General features: G+C 68.5%; 17 protein-coding genes. 13 read left to right on the plus strand and 4 right to left on the minus strand.

The features are described from left to right. Nucleotides 1–192 precede the first annotated feature (192 nt). The 4 genes from galT (at nt 193) to KO481_RS27465 (ending at nt 3,390) form a co-directional block, all read left to right on the plus strand. On the plus strand, nt 193–1,287 hold the full coding sequence (gene galT, locus KO481_RS27450; RefSeq protein WP_215921234.1) for a galactose-1-phosphate uridylyltransferase: 1,095 nt from the start codon (nt 193–195) through the stop codon (nt 1,285–1,287). Beyond that, nucleotides 1,284–2,390 carry a galactokinase gene (galK, locus tag KO481_RS27455; RefSeq protein WP_215921235.1) on the plus strand — a complete coding sequence of 369 codons (1,107 nt, stop codon included), beginning with the start codon at nt 1,284–1,286 and terminating at the stop codon, nt 2,388–2,390. The genes galT and galK overlap by 4 nt, the downstream gene beginning before the upstream one ends. A 310-nt stretch (nt 2,391–2,700) precedes the next feature. Further along, entirely contained in the window at nt 2,701–2,931 is a 231-nt protein-coding gene (locus KO481_RS27460; RefSeq protein WP_215921236.1) for a DUF397 domain-containing protein, read from the plus strand. A gap of 57 nt (nt 2,932–2,988) precedes the next feature. After that, nucleotides 2,989–3,390, plus strand: a complete 402-nt coding sequence (locus KO481_RS27465; RefSeq protein ID WP_215921238.1) for a PaaI family thioesterase — start codon at nt 2,989–2,991, stop codon at nt 3,388–3,390. A 9-nt stretch (nt 3,391–3,399) separates the two neighbouring features. On the opposite strand, the gene KO481_RS27470 is transcribed toward KO481_RS27465, so the two are convergent. After that, nucleotides 3,400–3,903, minus strand: a complete 504-nt coding sequence (locus tag KO481_RS27470) for a MarR family winged helix-turn-helix transcriptional regulator (protein ID WP_215921240.1) — start codon at nt 3,901–3,903, stop codon at nt 3,400–3,402. 138 nt (nt 3,904–4,041) lie between these two features. Between KO481_RS27470 and KO481_RS27475 the strand changes: the two genes are divergently transcribed. The 3 genes from KO481_RS27475 to KO481_RS27485 are packed head-to-tail and all read left to right on the plus strand — an operon-like array spanning nt 4,042 to nt 6,763. Then, nucleotides 4,042–4,686 carry a class I SAM-dependent methyltransferase gene (locus KO481_RS27475; RefSeq protein ID WP_215921242.1) on the plus strand — a complete coding sequence of 215 codons (645 nt, stop codon included), beginning with the start codon at nt 4,042–4,044 and terminating at the stop codon, nt 4,684–4,686. Then, nucleotides 4,656–5,183 carry a hypothetical protein gene (locus KO481_RS27480; RefSeq protein WP_215921244.1) on the plus strand — a complete coding sequence of 176 codons (528 nt, stop codon included), beginning with the start codon at nt 4,656–4,658 and terminating at the stop codon, nt 5,181–5,183. The genes KO481_RS27475 and KO481_RS27480 overlap by 31 nt, the downstream gene beginning before the upstream one ends. Continuing rightward, on the plus strand, nt 5,180–6,763 hold the full coding sequence (locus KO481_RS27485) for a multicopper oxidase family protein (RefSeq protein ID WP_215921245.1): 1,584 nt from the start codon (nt 5,180–5,182) through the stop codon (nt 6,761–6,763). Before KO481_RS27480 ends, KO481_RS27485 begins: the two co-directional genes overlap by 4 nt. On the opposite strand, the gene KO481_RS44440 is transcribed toward KO481_RS27485, so the two are convergent. Beyond that, nucleotides 6,743–7,663 (minus strand): quinone oxidoreductase family protein, encoded by a 921-nt coding sequence (locus tag KO481_RS44440; protein ID WP_215921246.1) that lies wholly within the window; start codon nt 7,661–7,663, stop codon nt 6,743–6,745. The two genes, KO481_RS27485 and KO481_RS44440, sit on opposite strands and share 21 nt — an antisense overlap. A 126-nt stretch (nt 7,664–7,789) precedes the next feature. On the opposite strand from KO481_RS44440, the gene KO481_RS27495 reads away from it, so the two are divergent. Both KO481_RS27495 and KO481_RS27500 read left to right on the plus strand, forming a co-directional pair. Beyond that, nucleotides 7,790–8,404, plus strand: coding sequence for a TetR/AcrR family transcriptional regulator (locus tag KO481_RS27495; RefSeq protein ID WP_215921247.1), 615 nt, complete (start codon nt 7,790–7,792; stop codon nt 8,402–8,404). Nucleotides 8,405–8,670: 266 nt separating this feature from the next. Continuing rightward, nucleotides 8,671–9,729, plus strand: a complete 1,059-nt coding sequence (locus tag KO481_RS27500) for an NAD-dependent epimerase/dehydratase family protein (protein ID WP_215921257.1) — start codon at nt 8,671–8,673, stop codon at nt 9,727–9,729. Nucleotides 9,730–9,855: 126 nt separating this feature from the next. Here KO481_RS27500 and KO481_RS27505 read toward each other — a convergent pair whose 3' ends face one another. Further along, nucleotides 9,856–10,455, minus strand: a complete 600-nt coding sequence (locus KO481_RS27505) for a hypothetical protein (RefSeq protein WP_215921259.1) — start codon at nt 10,453–10,455, stop codon at nt 9,856–9,858. A 236-nt stretch (nt 10,456–10,691) separates the two neighbouring features. Between KO481_RS27505 and KO481_RS27510 the strand changes: the two genes are divergently transcribed. The 4 genes from KO481_RS27510 to KO481_RS27525 are packed head-to-tail and all read left to right on the plus strand — an operon-like array spanning nt 10,692 to nt 12,767. Beyond that, entirely contained in the window at nt 10,692–11,090 is a 399-nt protein-coding gene (locus KO481_RS27510; protein WP_215921261.1) for a roadblock/LC7 domain-containing protein, read from the plus strand. After that, the gene (locus KO481_RS27515) at nt 11,080–11,916 is read left to right on the plus strand and encodes a hypothetical protein (protein WP_215921263.1); all 837 of its coding nucleotides are present in this window, start codon (nt 11,080–11,082) and stop codon (nt 11,914–11,916) included. The genes KO481_RS27510 and KO481_RS27515 overlap by 11 nt, the downstream gene beginning before the upstream one ends. Continuing rightward, complete coding sequence (locus KO481_RS27520; protein WP_245401617.1) at nt 11,913–12,362, plus strand: roadblock/LC7 domain-containing protein; 450 nt, start codon at nt 11,913–11,915, stop codon at nt 12,360–12,362. Before KO481_RS27515 ends, KO481_RS27520 begins: the two co-directional genes overlap by 4 nt. A 33-nt stretch (nt 12,363–12,395) precedes the next feature. Continuing rightward, nucleotides 12,396–12,767, plus strand: a complete 372-nt coding sequence (locus tag KO481_RS27525) for a hypothetical protein (protein ID WP_215921265.1) — start codon at nt 12,396–12,398, stop codon at nt 12,765–12,767. 150 nt (nt 12,768–12,917) lie between these two features. Here the strand turns inward: KO481_RS27525 and KO481_RS27530 are convergent, their stop codons facing one another. Beyond that, nucleotides 12,918–14,075 carry a lipase family protein gene (locus KO481_RS27530; protein ID WP_245401645.1) on the minus strand — a complete coding sequence of 386 codons (1,158 nt, stop codon included), beginning with the start codon at nt 14,073–14,075 and terminating at the stop codon, nt 12,918–12,920. Nucleotides 14,076–14,095: the final 20 nt, after the last annotated feature.

The following is a 14,095-nucleotide window of genomic DNA, read 5'->3' on the forward strand; positions in this document are numbered from 1 at the left end:
TGTCCGCGACCCGATGTGAGCGCTCACATACATCCCGTGTACTCTCCGGACCGAGTCTCACGCGTCCCGATCGGAGGTTGTCATGGCGCCGTTTGCACACGAGCACAAGTACACCAGTGTGCTTACCCACCCCGCCGACTACGCAAGCTCCGTCGGCTCACCGTCCCCCCTGCTTACCCATCGAGCCGCCCGGTGATCACCACACGCCGCACGCTCGCGGACGGGCGCGAGATCCGCTATTTCGATCGGGAGCCGGTGTCCCGCACCGCGGTCGACACCCGCGATCTGCCGCAGACCACCACGCATTCACAGGCGCGCTTCGATCCGCTGCTCGGCGAATGGGTGGTGCTGGCTTCGCATCGGCAGACCCGGACCTTCCTGCCGCCGGCGGACATGTGCCCGCTGTGCCCGTCCACGCCGGAACGAGCCACCGAGGTTCCCGAATCCGATTACCAGGTAGCTGTTTTCGAGAACCGGTTCCCCTCGCTGTCCACCGACCACATGGATTGGCCTGCCACGGTGCAGGGTTCGCCACTCACACCGCTTCGCGACGGATACGGTCGTTGTGAGGTGGTGTGCTTCACCAGCGTTCACGACTCGTCCTTCGCCCAGCTGGATCGGCAACGGGCGCGGCTGGTGGTCGACGTGTGGGCCCATCGCAGCGCGGAACTGGCCGAGCTCGACGGCGTCGGGCAGGTGTTCTGCTTCGAGAACCATGGCGAGGAGATCGGAGTGACCCTGTCCCATCCGCACGGGCAGATCTACGCGTACCCGTTCGTCACCCCGCGCGTCGCCAAGATCTCGGCCAATGTGGCGCAGTACCGGAAAACCCACGGCACCAACCTGTTCGGCGATGTACTGGCCGCCGAACGCGCGGCCGGGCTGCGGGTGGTCGCGGCCAACGAGGAGTGGACCGCCTTCGTGCCGCCGTTCGCGCGCTGGCCGTACGAGGTGCAGCTGTATCCGCACCGCCGCGTGGCCGACATTCCCGAGCTCGACGACGCCCAGCGCGACGCGTTCGCGGAACTGTACCTGGACGTGCTGGGCCGCTTCGCGCACCGCTTCGACGATCCGATGCCCTACATCGCCGCGTGGAATCAGGCCCCCACGCCGAAATCCGGTGCAGCGCGCGATGATTGGTGGCTGCACCTGCAGCTGTTCTCGATTCGCCGCGCGCCCGGGAAGCTGAAGTACCTGGCCGGGTCCGAATCCGGCATGAACGTCTTCGTCAGCGATACCACGCCGGAGACGGTCGCGGCCGAACTGCGAGAGGTCGCAACATCATGAATGCGATACAGCGCGGGGTGTGGGTGGCGCCCGGGCGGGTCAACATCATCGGTGAGCACACCGACTACAACGACGGGTATGCGCTGCCGATCGCGCTGCCGCACGTGGTGAGCTGCACCGCGCGCGCCACCTCCGACGGGACGGTGACGGTCTCCTCGCGCCAGCACCCCGGCGAACTCATCAGCGAACCCGTTGCCGGACTTGCGGATTCGACGGTGGCCGGCTGGGTCCGGTATCCGCTCGGGGTCGTATACGAGTTCTCCCGGCGCGGCCGGTCGATCGGCGGCGTGGAGCTCATGCTGGACGGCGCGGTACCCGTCGGCGCCGGACTGTCCTCCTCGGCGGCGGTGGTATGTGCGGTGGCCGTGGCCCTGCGCGACCTGTTCGCCGGGGCGGTCACCGATGCCGAGCTCATCGATATCGGCCGGGCCGCGGAGAACTCGTACGTCGGCGCGGCCACCGGCACGCTGGACCAGTCCGCGTCGGTGCTCTGCACGGCCGGGCACGCGCTGTTCCTGGACTTCGGCAAGGGCGAGCACGCCCAAGTCCCGTTCGATCTGGCCGCGGCCGGGCTGGCGCTGCTGGTCGCCGACACCAACACCCCGCATCACCACGCGGGCGGCGGCTACGCCGATCGCCGCCGCGAATGCGAGGAGGCCGCGGCCGCCCTCGGCGTGCGCTCGCTGCGCGAGATCACCGATATCGCTGCGGTCGAGCAGATTCCGGCGCCAGCGCCGCGCAAGCGAGCCCGCCACATCGTCTCGGAGAACGCCCGGGTGCTCGAGGTCGTCGACATGCTGCGGCGGGGCCGGGATCCGCGCGAGATCGGCCCGATCCTCACGACCGGGCACGCGTCGCTGCGCGACGATTTCGAGATTTCCACGCCCCAGCTGGATGCGGCCGTCGAGGCCGCACTCGAGGCCGGGGCCCATGGCGCGCGGATGGTCGGCGGCGGATTCGGCGGCAGCATCATCGCGCTGGTCGACGCCGATCGCACGGCTGCCACTGTGAGGGCGATCGAGAATCGCTTCCGGGCGGCGGATTTCGCCGAACCGCGCACATTCGTGGCGATTCCGTCGGCCGGCGCCCATCGGGTGGCGTGATTCCCACACCGGGTGGCGTGATTCCCGAAGTCCGCGGATGACACGGCATCGGGGGATGGTTAGCCAGGCAGCCGAATGGGAACAATTACATCAGCAGCGCGCCGCGAGGCTGCGAACCGGTCAGCCCTCGCCGTGACCTGCACAACCCCACGACTGTCGAGGCTGACGCTCGGCTTCGTCGTGCGCGAAAACGCGAAGTGCCCCCGGTTCGCTTCGCAAGGTCGCCCACGACCCTTCCGCTCGCACCCATCGGCGCCGTGACCGTTCGCGTTGCGCGGTTCGCCCGCCAACATGCCCATGGAGGGACATCATGACCAACTCCGATGCAGTCAACGCGGCAGGTCCAGCCCAGATCGCCTGGCGCAAGTCAAGTTTCAGCGGACCCGACGGACACTGCGTTGAATGCGCGACGCTCTCGGGCGGAATGATCGCGGTCCGCAACAGCAATCGCCCCGAGGCAGGCACGCTCCTGTTCACCCACGCCGAAATGTCCGCGTGGATACTCGGCTGCCGCGCGGGAGAATTCGACGATCTGGTGTGACGGACGATTACCCCCGAAGTAATCGACTCGGGGCACTGAATGCGGCAAGCTCGTTTCATGATCGATACCGCCGGGACACAGCTGTTCCACACGACGATGCCGTTCACCGAGAAGCTCGGCGTCGAGGTGCTCGAGCACGGGCGCGAGGTGGTGCGCAGCCGTCTTGCCTGGCAGGAGGACCTGTGCACGCTCGGCGGAGTGATGCACGGCGGAGCGCTCATGGCACTGGCGGATTCCACCGCGGCGGTCTGCGCCTTCCTGAATCTCCCGGAGGGCAAACAGGGCACGACGACGGTGGAGTCGAAGACGAACTTCCTGCGCGCGGTGCGCTCGGGGTATGCGCTGGCGACGGCGCGGCCGCTGCACGCCGGGCGCACGTTCATCGTGGTCGAGACCGAAATCCGGGACGACGCGGACAAACTCGTCGCGAAGATCACCCAGACGCAGGCGGTGCTCTAGTCCGGGAAGTCAGTCCCGCGCTTCCCCCACGGCGATCTCGTCGACCCAGGCCTGCAGGCCGGCGATGAAACCGTCCTGCTCCTGCGGCGTCAGCCGCCCCATCGCACGGAACAGCGCCGCACCGCGGCGCGCCAGGAATTCCTCGAACGCGGCCCGGTGCTCCGGCGCGGCCGACAGCAGGGTGCGCCGGTGATCGGCCGGGTCGCTGCGACGCTCCAGCAGACCCGCGCGGGTGAGCTCCCCGCTGAGCTGACTGGCATTGGTCAGCCCGAGCCCCAGCTGCCGCGCGACCTCGCTGACGCTCGATGGCCCCGAGGACAGCACGCACATCAGCACCGCGCCGTGCCGCGGTCCCAATCCCGCCGACTCGAACGTCTGCCGCATCGCCGGTGACATGTCATGGCGCGCGCGCCGCAGGTACGCCGAGATCAGCGGTACCAGCGTCGCGAGTCGCCGCCGCTGCTCGACGCTCACCGTCGACGCATCCCCATCGGGCACCGGCTTCTGCTCCATGCGCGCCTCCCTCTCCTCCGATCACGGCCGGCCACCGCGCGTCATCTGCCCGACGCCCGCGATCCACTTGACAGCACACAGCATACAAGTTCAAACTTCTGAACTATTCGGAAATATGAACTATTGAGGTGAGCTTCCGTGACCACACCCCCTCCGGATCCCGACGTCTACTTCGAATCCGTATACCGATCGCAGCCGCCCGACGGCACCGCCATCCGCGCGGCCGGATGGGATATCGGGCGACCGCAGCCGCCGGTGGTCGAGCTGGCTCGAACCGGCGCGTTCGGCCACCGCGTGCTCGATGCCGGCTGCGGAACGGGCGACAACGCACTGCATCTGGCCGCGCGTGGACACCTCGTCACCGGCGTCGATGCCGCCGAGACCGCGATCGAGCATGCCCGGGGCAAAGCGGCCCGGCGCGGGCTCGCGGCCACGTTCGCGGTCTGCGACGCCCGCGACCTGCCGGGCTACGACGGCGATTTCGACAGTGTCGTCGACTCGGGCCTGTTCCACACCTTCGGCGACACCGATCGGTCGCGGTATGTCGCCGCACTGCGCCGCGCCTGCGCGCCCGGCGGGACCGTCCACATTCTGGCGGTCAGCGATGCGGTTCCACCCGGCCCCGGGCCGCGGCGGATTGCCGAATCCGAACTGCGCGAATCATTTTCGGCGGGGTGGGTCGTCGAGGAACTGCGCGCGGTCGACATGCTCGGCAAGCTGCCCGGATCGGATGACGAAACGGCCATTCCCGCATGGCTGCTGAGCGCGCGGCGGACCGCGTGAGCGGGGTCGGTGCACACCGCGCGTGGCAGCCGTTCCTGCGCGGCGTGACGGCCCTGATGACCCTGGACGGGTTCGCCCAGGCGATCTTCGCTGGGCGATTCATGGCCGGCAGCTACGACGGCCTGGACGCCCATGCGCTGAACGGTATGGTCATGGCGGCCGGAATGCTGTTCATGACAGTGTGTTTCGCGATCGCCTGGCGATTCGGAGCAGCACCCGGGCGCGCCGCGGCACGGTGTGCGGCCGTGACCGTCGTGACGGGCGTCGAGATTGCGCTGGGACATCAGCAGATACTCGCCGTACACATTCCACTCGGCGTAGCACTTATCGCCGGACTCGTCGTGGTCACGATGCAGACCTGGCGGCCGCCGGGTACGCAGGGCGGGGATCAGCCCACCGGAGGGATCGACGAGCAGCCGCGCCCCGACCCCGAGGAACGACCCGGCATCGAGCCGCCGGGGCGCCCCGCTGGACGAATCGAGTTGGAGCGCAGATGAATCCGCGATTCACCCGGCGGGCGCTGTTCCGGATCACCGCTGCGGCCGGTGCGGTGGCGGCGGTGGGAGCATGGGAGTTCACGGCCGACTCCCCCGCCGACCGCGTGCACCTCACCAGCGCCGCCCGGTTGCCGGAGCCGTTCACGCTGCCGCTGACCGTGCCCGAGGCGCTGGCGCCGATCCGACGCGATGCGGACACCGACTACTACCGGATCGTGCAGCGCCGCGCGAATGCGACGATCCTGCCGGGATATTCGACTCCGATCTGGGGATACAACGGCACCTTCCCAGGACCGATGCTGGTGTCCTCGCGCGAGCGCCGCACGGTGGTGACGCACCGCAACGAGCTGCCCACTCCGGTGGTGGTGCATCTGCACGGCGGGCATGTGCCCACCGAATCGGACGGCTACCCGACCGATCTGCTGCTCCCGGCCGGTGGCATGGGCGCGATGCCCGGAATGGACATGGCCTCGGATCCCTTGGCGCACATCTCCTCCGGCGAGCGGGACTATATCTATCCGGCCGGTCAGCCCGCCGCGACGCTGTGGTACCACGACCATCGGATGGACTTCACCGGCGCCTCGGTCTGGCGCGGGCTCGCGGGCATCCACCTGGTCACCGACGAGTCCGAACGGGGGCTGGGGCTGCCGTCCGGAGCGCGGGATCTACCGCTACTCATCACCGATCGGGCGTTCGACGCGTCCGGGGCACTCAGCTACCCGGCGCTGGATCCCACGGCGCAGCACACGCCCGGGGTGCGGGGGAAATTCTCGCGCGGCGTACTCGGTGATGTGGTGCTGGTGAACGGCGTGCCGTGGCCGGTGCATCGAGTCGGTACCGCCCGCTACCGGCTGCGGCTGATCAACGGCTCCAATGCCCGGGTGTACCGGCTGCGGGCCGAGATGCCCCACGGCGATGGGCATTTCGTGCAGATCGGATCCGACGGTGGACTGCTCGCACGCCCGCAGCAACTGGACGATGTCACCATCGCCCCCGGCGAGCGGTACGAGGTGATCCTGGACTTCTCGGGATGTGCGATCGGTGACACAGTGACCATCCACAACGACCTCGGCACCGGAACCACCACCCGGGTCATGCAATTCGTCGTCACCGAGCGGGTGGCCGATACCTCCGTCGTGCCGGACCGCCTGGCCGAGGTTCCGGTGCCCGACCGCCGGGCGGCGGTCCGCACCCGCCAATTCGATTTCCGCCAGGGCGATTCCGGATCCATGAGCGGCTGGCTGATCAACGGCCGCAGCTACGACCCCACCGAGCCGATCGCGACGCCGCGCCTCGGCGACCTGGAGATCTGGCGGCTCGTCACCGATATGGATCATCCGATTCACATGCATCTCAACCAGTTTCAGGTGCTCTCCCGCGAGGGCGGGCCGCCGCGGCGGGCGGATGCCGGATGGAAGGACACGGTCTACCTGGGGGCCACCGAGGTCGTCGAGATCGCCGTGCGGTTCACCGATTATCCGGGCCGCTACGTGCTGCACTGCCACAATCTGGAGCATGAGGACATGGCGATGATGGCGAGCTTCACCACGGTGCCCGGGTTACCCGGCCGAATCCGGTGATCCGGTGCGCACCGCGACGCGACCGGTATTGCGGCGCGTGCGGACCAGATCGACGGCCGTGGCGATGTCGGCGAATTCGAATACCCTGTGCCGCGGGCGAATCTCGCCATCGGCCAGCAACCGCCACAGGTCCGCACGGTAGGCGGTAACGAGATCGGGGTGGGCGCGACTGAGCAGTCCCACCGAGAATCCCGTGACCGTCTTCAGTTCCGCGAGCAGGCTGCCCGCGTCCACCGAGCCACCACCCGCGCTGTAGGCCACCAGGCGGCCGTGTGGCGCAAGGGATTCCACCCCGCGCCGCACGAGTTCGCCGCCGACACCGTCCAGTACGACATCGACCGGATCGCCCCACGGCCCGTCGTAACCCACCACGGCGTCCGCCCCGCACTCGCGCGCGAACTCCGCCTTGTCGGGCGACCCTACCGCCGCCACGACGCGCGCCGCGCCCAGCGCGCGGGCGATCTGAATCGCCAGATGGCCGCTGCCGCTGGCGGCGGCGGTGACGAGCACCGACTCCCCCTTCTCGAACCGCCCCGCACGCAGCGCCCCCATGGCCACCAGCCCGCCGCGCACCACCGCGAGTGCGTCCGCACCGTCGATGCCGGTCGGAATCTCGGTGACCAGTGCCGGGGTGGCGAGCACGTAGTCGGCATAGACACCCTCGAAGACGACCCCGCCGACGATCTTGCCGATCCAGGAGCCGGGCACGCCCTCCCCCGCGGCCACGACGGTGCCGATGGTCTCGCCACCCGGATCCGCCCCGCCACCCGCGGCAAGCATGCGCACGAGCCCGGCGTGAACTCCGGCCAGCTCGGTGCGGACCAGCAACTGCCCTGGACCGGGGATCGGGCGCAGAGCCTCGGCAACTTCCGGGCGGGGTGAAAACCGAATCTTGCGCACGGGAAGCACCTTTCACGTGACAGTCGCCACCGGGCAACCGAACCATATTCTTACTACCGACGTAAGATTATGACAATCCCCTTCATTGCGTCAAGAGTATTTCTAGTACTGTGGTAAATTCTCCCCATGAGCAGCGCACCGCCCGGACTCCGCGAGTCCAAGAAGCGCGAGACCCGCCAGTCGATCTCCGATCACGCCACGCGCCTGTTCATCGCACGCGGCTTCGAGGCGACCACCATCGCCGAGGTCGCCGAGGTGGCGCGGGTCGCGAAGAAGACCGTGACGAACTACTTTCCGCGCAAGGAGGATCTGGCGCTGGACTATCACGACGAGTTCGTGGCATCGCTGGCCGCGACCGTCGCCGCCCGGGCGCCCGGAGAGTCGGCGCTGACCGCCCTGCGCCGCGAATTCCACGCCGCCGCAATCGATCACCACGCCTCCGCGGGGTTCGCGGACCGCGACTTCTGTCGCATGATCGCCGAGAGCCCCACCCTCACCGCCCGGCTGCGCGAACTGCACGAGCTACGCGAACGCGCGCTGGCGCGGGCACTGCCCGGACCGGACATCCTCCGCCGCTCGGCCGCAGCCCAACTCGGCGCCGCCCACCGCCTGCTGTTCGAGCGGGTCCAGGAGATGACCCTGGCCGGTTTCTCCCGAAAGCGCCTCACCGACACCATCGTCACCGAGGCCAAACAGGTCTTCGACCTGCTCGAGCCCGCCCTCGGCCGCTACGCCGCCTGAATCGACGGGGCCGCACCTCCGACCCGCCGCCGCGTCGGCTCCGGTCCTCAACGAACCGATCCGAGGCGGCATGCCCAAGCGACGCCTCGTCCCGCCCAGCAACGGCGCCCGGTCGATCGCAGCACTACGGCGCCCGGCCGCGAGACAGTCCGCAGGCGATCCGCGTATGACGAATCTCTTACGGATGGCGGTTCGATACCCCCGATCCCTCTGAGGACAACGAAGATCGAAGCATGACCTCCCTGCGACCGATCGCGGCCTGACCGATGCGGGTACTTCTCACCGGCGCGGCCGGTTTCATCGGATCCCACATCCACCGAGCGTTGACCGACGCCGGCGACGAGGTGGTGGCGGCCGACCTGATGCTCGCCGCCGCGCACGGCGCCGGTGCGGCGACACCCGACGGCATTCACCGGGTCGACGTGCGCAATCCCGAGGCCGTTGCCGCGCTGCTGCAGGGCATCGACGTCGTATGCCACCAGGCCGCAGTGGTGGGCGCTGGGGTCAGCGCGGCCGACGCGCCGGCCTATGCGAGCCACAACGACCTCGGCACCGCGGTACTGCTCGCGGCGATGGCACAGGCCCGGGTGCACCGATTGGTCCTGGCCTCGTCGATGGTCGTGTACGGCGAGGGACGCTACTGCACAGCCGATTCCGTGCCGGTCGTGCCCGCCCCGCGCGACCGGGCGGAACTGGACCGGGGCATCTTCGACCATCTCGATCCCGCCACGGGCGATCCGCTGCGCTGGGCGGCGATCGACGAGGACAGTCCGCTGCGCCCGCGCAGCCTGTACGCGGCGAGCAAGGTGGCACAGGAACATTACGCGGGCGCCTGGGCGGCGGCCACCGGCGGCACGGTCACCGCGCTGCGATATCACAACGTCTACGGCGACGATATGCCCAGGGACACACCGTATTCCGGCGTGGCCGCCATCTTCCGGTCCGCGCTGGAGGCCGGGGAGGCGCCGCGGGTGTTCGAGGACGGCGCCCAGATGCGCGATTTCGTGCACGTCCGCGATATCGCTGCGGCCAATGTGGCGGCCGTCCACCGCCCGCTCCCCGGATTCGTGCCGCTGAACATCGCATCGGGCACCCCCATCACCATCCGCGAGGTCGCCGAGCTGCTCGCACGCGCCCACGACGGCAAACCCCCCGTCGTCACCGGCGAATACCGCCCCGGCGACGTCCGTCATATCGTCGCGAGCCCCGAAAGAGCCCGCACCCAGCTCGATTTCGCGGCCGCAATCACTCCGGCGCAGGGCCTTACGGAGTTCGCCACCGCTCCGTTGCGTGCCGTCGCAGGCGCCGGTGCTCCGGAGTGGTGAACCACCAGCCGCCAGTCGGCCAACGCAGACTTCTCGACAGCTGGCTAGCGCAATGCCATCAGCGCGACAATTGATTTCGTCAGGGTGTGGGTATCTCCATGTACTCACATCGAACTAGCTCGAGTTTTATGCTCTGCGGCGTGGTCGCGGTCCGGCCGGTTTTGGTGCTCGGGTGTTGCTGGCCGTCTTGATGTGCATGTCGTAGCTGGGTGCTGGGCGCTGGGTGCGGTGACCGGGCGGTCTGCCCGGTCCGGGGCGTGAAGGTTTCGGCGCACTGGCGGGACAGGCGATGTTTGCGCGTAGGTGCCGAAATCCTCGTCGGACGCGGGCGGGTGTAAGCCGTTGCAGGGTAGCGGGTTTCTTCCACGGGCGTCTCAGATCGGCGGCGAGGTCGCGTGCCGGGCGGAGCTGGGTGTAGGCGGCCGGCAGCAGCCAGGTCCACCGGTCCGCCGAGGCCGGGTCCCGCAGTGTGGAGCTGGTCCAGCCGAGAGTCTGCTCGAGCATGCGGAAGGTGTGCCCAATATCGAACCGGCGCAGGAACGCCCGCCACAACACATCGACCATGTCCGGGTCGAGGTCGACGACCGAGTGCCACAGCCATACCGGTTTCGGGATCGCCCCGGACGGCAATCGCGCGACGTCGAGCCGGATCACGGCGCCCTCGATAGCGGGCAACGTTCCGGTCTGGGCGACCCAGGACGAGCGGTGAGTAAGCCTGGGATGCAACCGATTCCATGATCTAGCAGTAGCCGGGCCGTAAAGGCGGGTTTCGGTCGCGGTAGCGGTGTCGGGCTCGCCCAGGTAGCCGGATCGGCGAAGACGAACTCACCGCCGTGCCGCCACGGGCGACCGTGGGATGTGATTTCTACTATGGATTTCCGTTATTTTCTGTACATTCGCTCGGCGCATTGTGTACCGTCTGGTCTGCTGAAAATCTCACACGACAGGCAGGCCAGGGCACGGTGACCGATATTGACGGCTGTCTGCGCAGCATCATGGACATTCCCGGTGCGCGCAGCGTGACGTTGGTGGACGGAGCGAGCGGTCTGGCGATCGCCGCGGCCGGTCGACACGATCCGGTGGACCAGCACGAGGACGCCGCAGCGACCACCGACGTGGTCCGTGCGGTACTGGGTTGCGCTGCGCTGGCGACCCGCCGCAACGGTGACGGTGACGACGTCACCGAGATCATCGTCTCGGGGACCCACGGATATCACCTGTTGAATCTGCTGAACGGCGACTTCGACGGTCGGCTCTTCGTGCACGTTCTGTTCGACGGCGACACCGGGAATCTGGCGATGGCGCGATTCCAGCTTCGGGGAATTCTGGGCGAATTGGCCGAGGACGGTCATGGCCGTTGAGCTCGCGGTCGAACTGCGGCGGCTCGAGAAGGACAGAGTTACCGGAATGTTGCGCACGAGCGACGGCGTGTTTCATCTGGCCGAAGGCGCAATCGCATCCGTCGACTGCCGCCGCACGATCGGGCTGGACCGTCTTGTCGTGGAGGCGGGCGTGGCAACCATGGAGGACTGGCGGCGGGCCGCGGCCGGCGATCCCGGCCATATGCTGGGACGGCCACGATTGGAAACCCTGGCATTGCTGTCGGTATTCGATGCCGCCTATTTTCTGCTGGCCTCGCCGTCGGTCCCCGAATTCCGGCCCGCGCCACCCCACTGGCTCGCCCAGATCTGCCAGATCACGCCGCGCGCGCTCGTTCACGAGTGTGCGCGACGTGGCGATCCGGAGTCCGGGCCGTGGCCTGCGGAACTGGTCGACCGCGCCCCAGTTGTGCCGGTCCGCCGCGTGCGGCGACGGCGCGTCGTGCTCACCGGCGGCCAGGCGGAGGTGCTGGCTGCCGCTGACACTCGGCGCAGCATCACCGAGATCGCACGCGACCTCGGCCGCACGACGTATGGCTGTCTGGAGGCGGTGCGGGAGCTGACCGCGGCGGGGCTGATCGAGCCGCCGGTCGCGGCCCCTATCCCAGTCGCGACAGCCGAGCCGGTGGCGGCCGTCCGCGCAGTCGGCGAGTCCGGGCCGCTACCTCGACGCGCGTCGCGGCGGTCTGAGCCGCTACCTCGACGTGCGCCACGGCGGTCTGAACCGGTTCCCGACTCGGACAGTTGGGAGCCGGTCGACGAGGCCCTGCTCCTCCGCCTGCGGGCAGCTTTGGAGGAGCTGGCATGACCGCGCGGAGGAAACTGCTCGGTTACGCACTGATGGGAAGGTCGACCAAGGTGGCGATGTCCGAACCCGAACCGAACGCCGTGGTGCTGGCGGAACTGAAAGCACTGCGCGATCGCATCCCGCAGCTGACCGGCACGCTGGTGGCTTCCAGCGACGGGTTGCTCATCGCCCACGATCTGCCCTCGCACATCGAGCCTTCCACGATGGCCGCGATGGCCGCCTCGCAGCTGGCGCTGTCGCATCGGCTCGCCACCACTGCGCACGGTGGTGGGTTTCAGGAGGTCGTGGTGCGCGGTACCGGCGGGCATGTGGTGGTCTACGCCGCGGGCTGGGCCTCACTGATCGTGCTGGCGAGCCCGGAGGTGAACGTCGGCCGGCTCCATCTGGAGTCGCGGCCGGTGGCTCGTACGATCGCCGACCATCTGACGGTCCCCGAAAAAGACTAGGCAACAAGCACCTACTGAAAGGAACACACACACATGTCCAATCTGGATCTGGCGCTGAAAGAAATGATGGCGATCGACGGCGCGATCGGAGCCGCCGTCGTCGATTACAACAGCGGTATGGCCCTCGGGACGCTCGGCAGTTCCAAGACCCTGGACCTTCAGGTCGCCGCCGCGGGGAACACCGAGGTGGTGCGCGCCAAGCTGCGTACCATGGAACAGCTCGGACTCAACGATAGTATCGAGGACATCCTCATCACGCTGTCCGGCCAATACCACATCATCCGGCCGATGACCGGCCGCAAGTCCCAAGGCCTGTTCCTTTACCTCGCTCTGGATCGGGCGCGGGCGAACCTCGCCCTGGCCCGGCACCGCCTCAAGGGCATCGAGGAGGACCTGGAGGTGTGATCCGCTCGTAGAGCGCCGGGCGGTGGGCGACTCGCCGCCCGGCGTTTTCGAGAATGGCCCGCTCGGCCCCACGCCGCATCCTCGTCCGGGCCAACTCATCCAGACGCCGCTACGCTGCCGCGCCTGCGCGGCGTGCGCTCCCTCGGTGACTCACCGCACCACACACCCCGGGGGTTGTGGGATGCCGGCGAGGCGATCGGCGAGGAAGTCCATGCCTCCGAAACCTTCGCCAGCGGCGGCTCCGATGTGCGTCGGGATCAGCGAGTGGATCGCGGTGAGGGTGGCACCCTTAGCACAGTAGGTATCGACGAGGGCGCTGTAGCCGGCGACGGGGATCTTGTCGTCGGTCACGCTGTGATACAGGTACAGCGGGGTGTCGGGGACGGTACGGCCGAGTTCATTGGGTGCGGCGGCGTTGCGAAAAGCGGGCTGCGCGAACAGGTTCGGGACCGAGGCGAAGTTATCGACGCGGGCGTCGGAGTATTTCTGCGCCAGATCCGCACCGCAGCCGGAGGTGCCTGCGGCGAGCAACGCGCGGCGGCCCCGGTTGTTCAGCAAGTCGGCCAACCGGGAGCCGGGTTCATCGCGGGCCAGCCCGAGCAGGATCAGCATCACCCCGGAGCCGTCGGCGCGTTGTGCCATGGCCGGAATATCGGTGGGGATTCCACCGGCGCTGGTGCCGACGAATCGCACGTCCGGTGCGTATTCCCGACGCAACTGCGTGGCCCACAGCGTGGCGAAGGCACCGCTCGAGTATCCCCAGGCGCCGATCGGGCTCGTGGCATTGATGCCGGCCGGTGAGAAGGACCGTGCGGCCCGGATTCCGTCCAGGACTCCGCGCCCGGATGTCACGCCGTCGAAGAGCCGGGACTGCGGCCCCTCGTAATCGCTGACCACGACGGCCCATCCGCGCCGCAGTGCATCCGCGATGAACGGCGCATCCTGCATGGTGGCCGCCATGTCGGTGATGCGTCCGCCGCGCAGCGTGAACGACGGTGCGCACCGGGTGTCGAGACTGTTCTCGGGCACCTGATACGACAACACCGGCCGCGGCCCGCTCCAGGGCACAGGTGGCACCAGCACCGTAGTCACGTCCAGCTGCGGATGCTCTTCGGAATCGGTTGTGCGATACCGCAATTGCCACGCCGCCACCGGCATCGGCAGACCGAGCAGTGGGATCGTCCGCGCCCCGAGCACCGCGCCGTTCGGATGTGACGCGAGATCGGCGGGTGCGGCATAGAAGGGATCGTTACCAGGCAACAGCACCGCGGCTCGCGCGACCGGCATCGACAATGCCGCCGGCAGCATGATCACGGCAAGCGCAAGGG

The sequence above is a fragment of the Nocardia albiluteola genome (assembly GCF_018860155.1).
Classification (GTDB): Bacteria; Actinomycetota; Actinomycetes; order Mycobacteriales; family Mycobacteriaceae; genus Nocardia; species Nocardia albiluteola.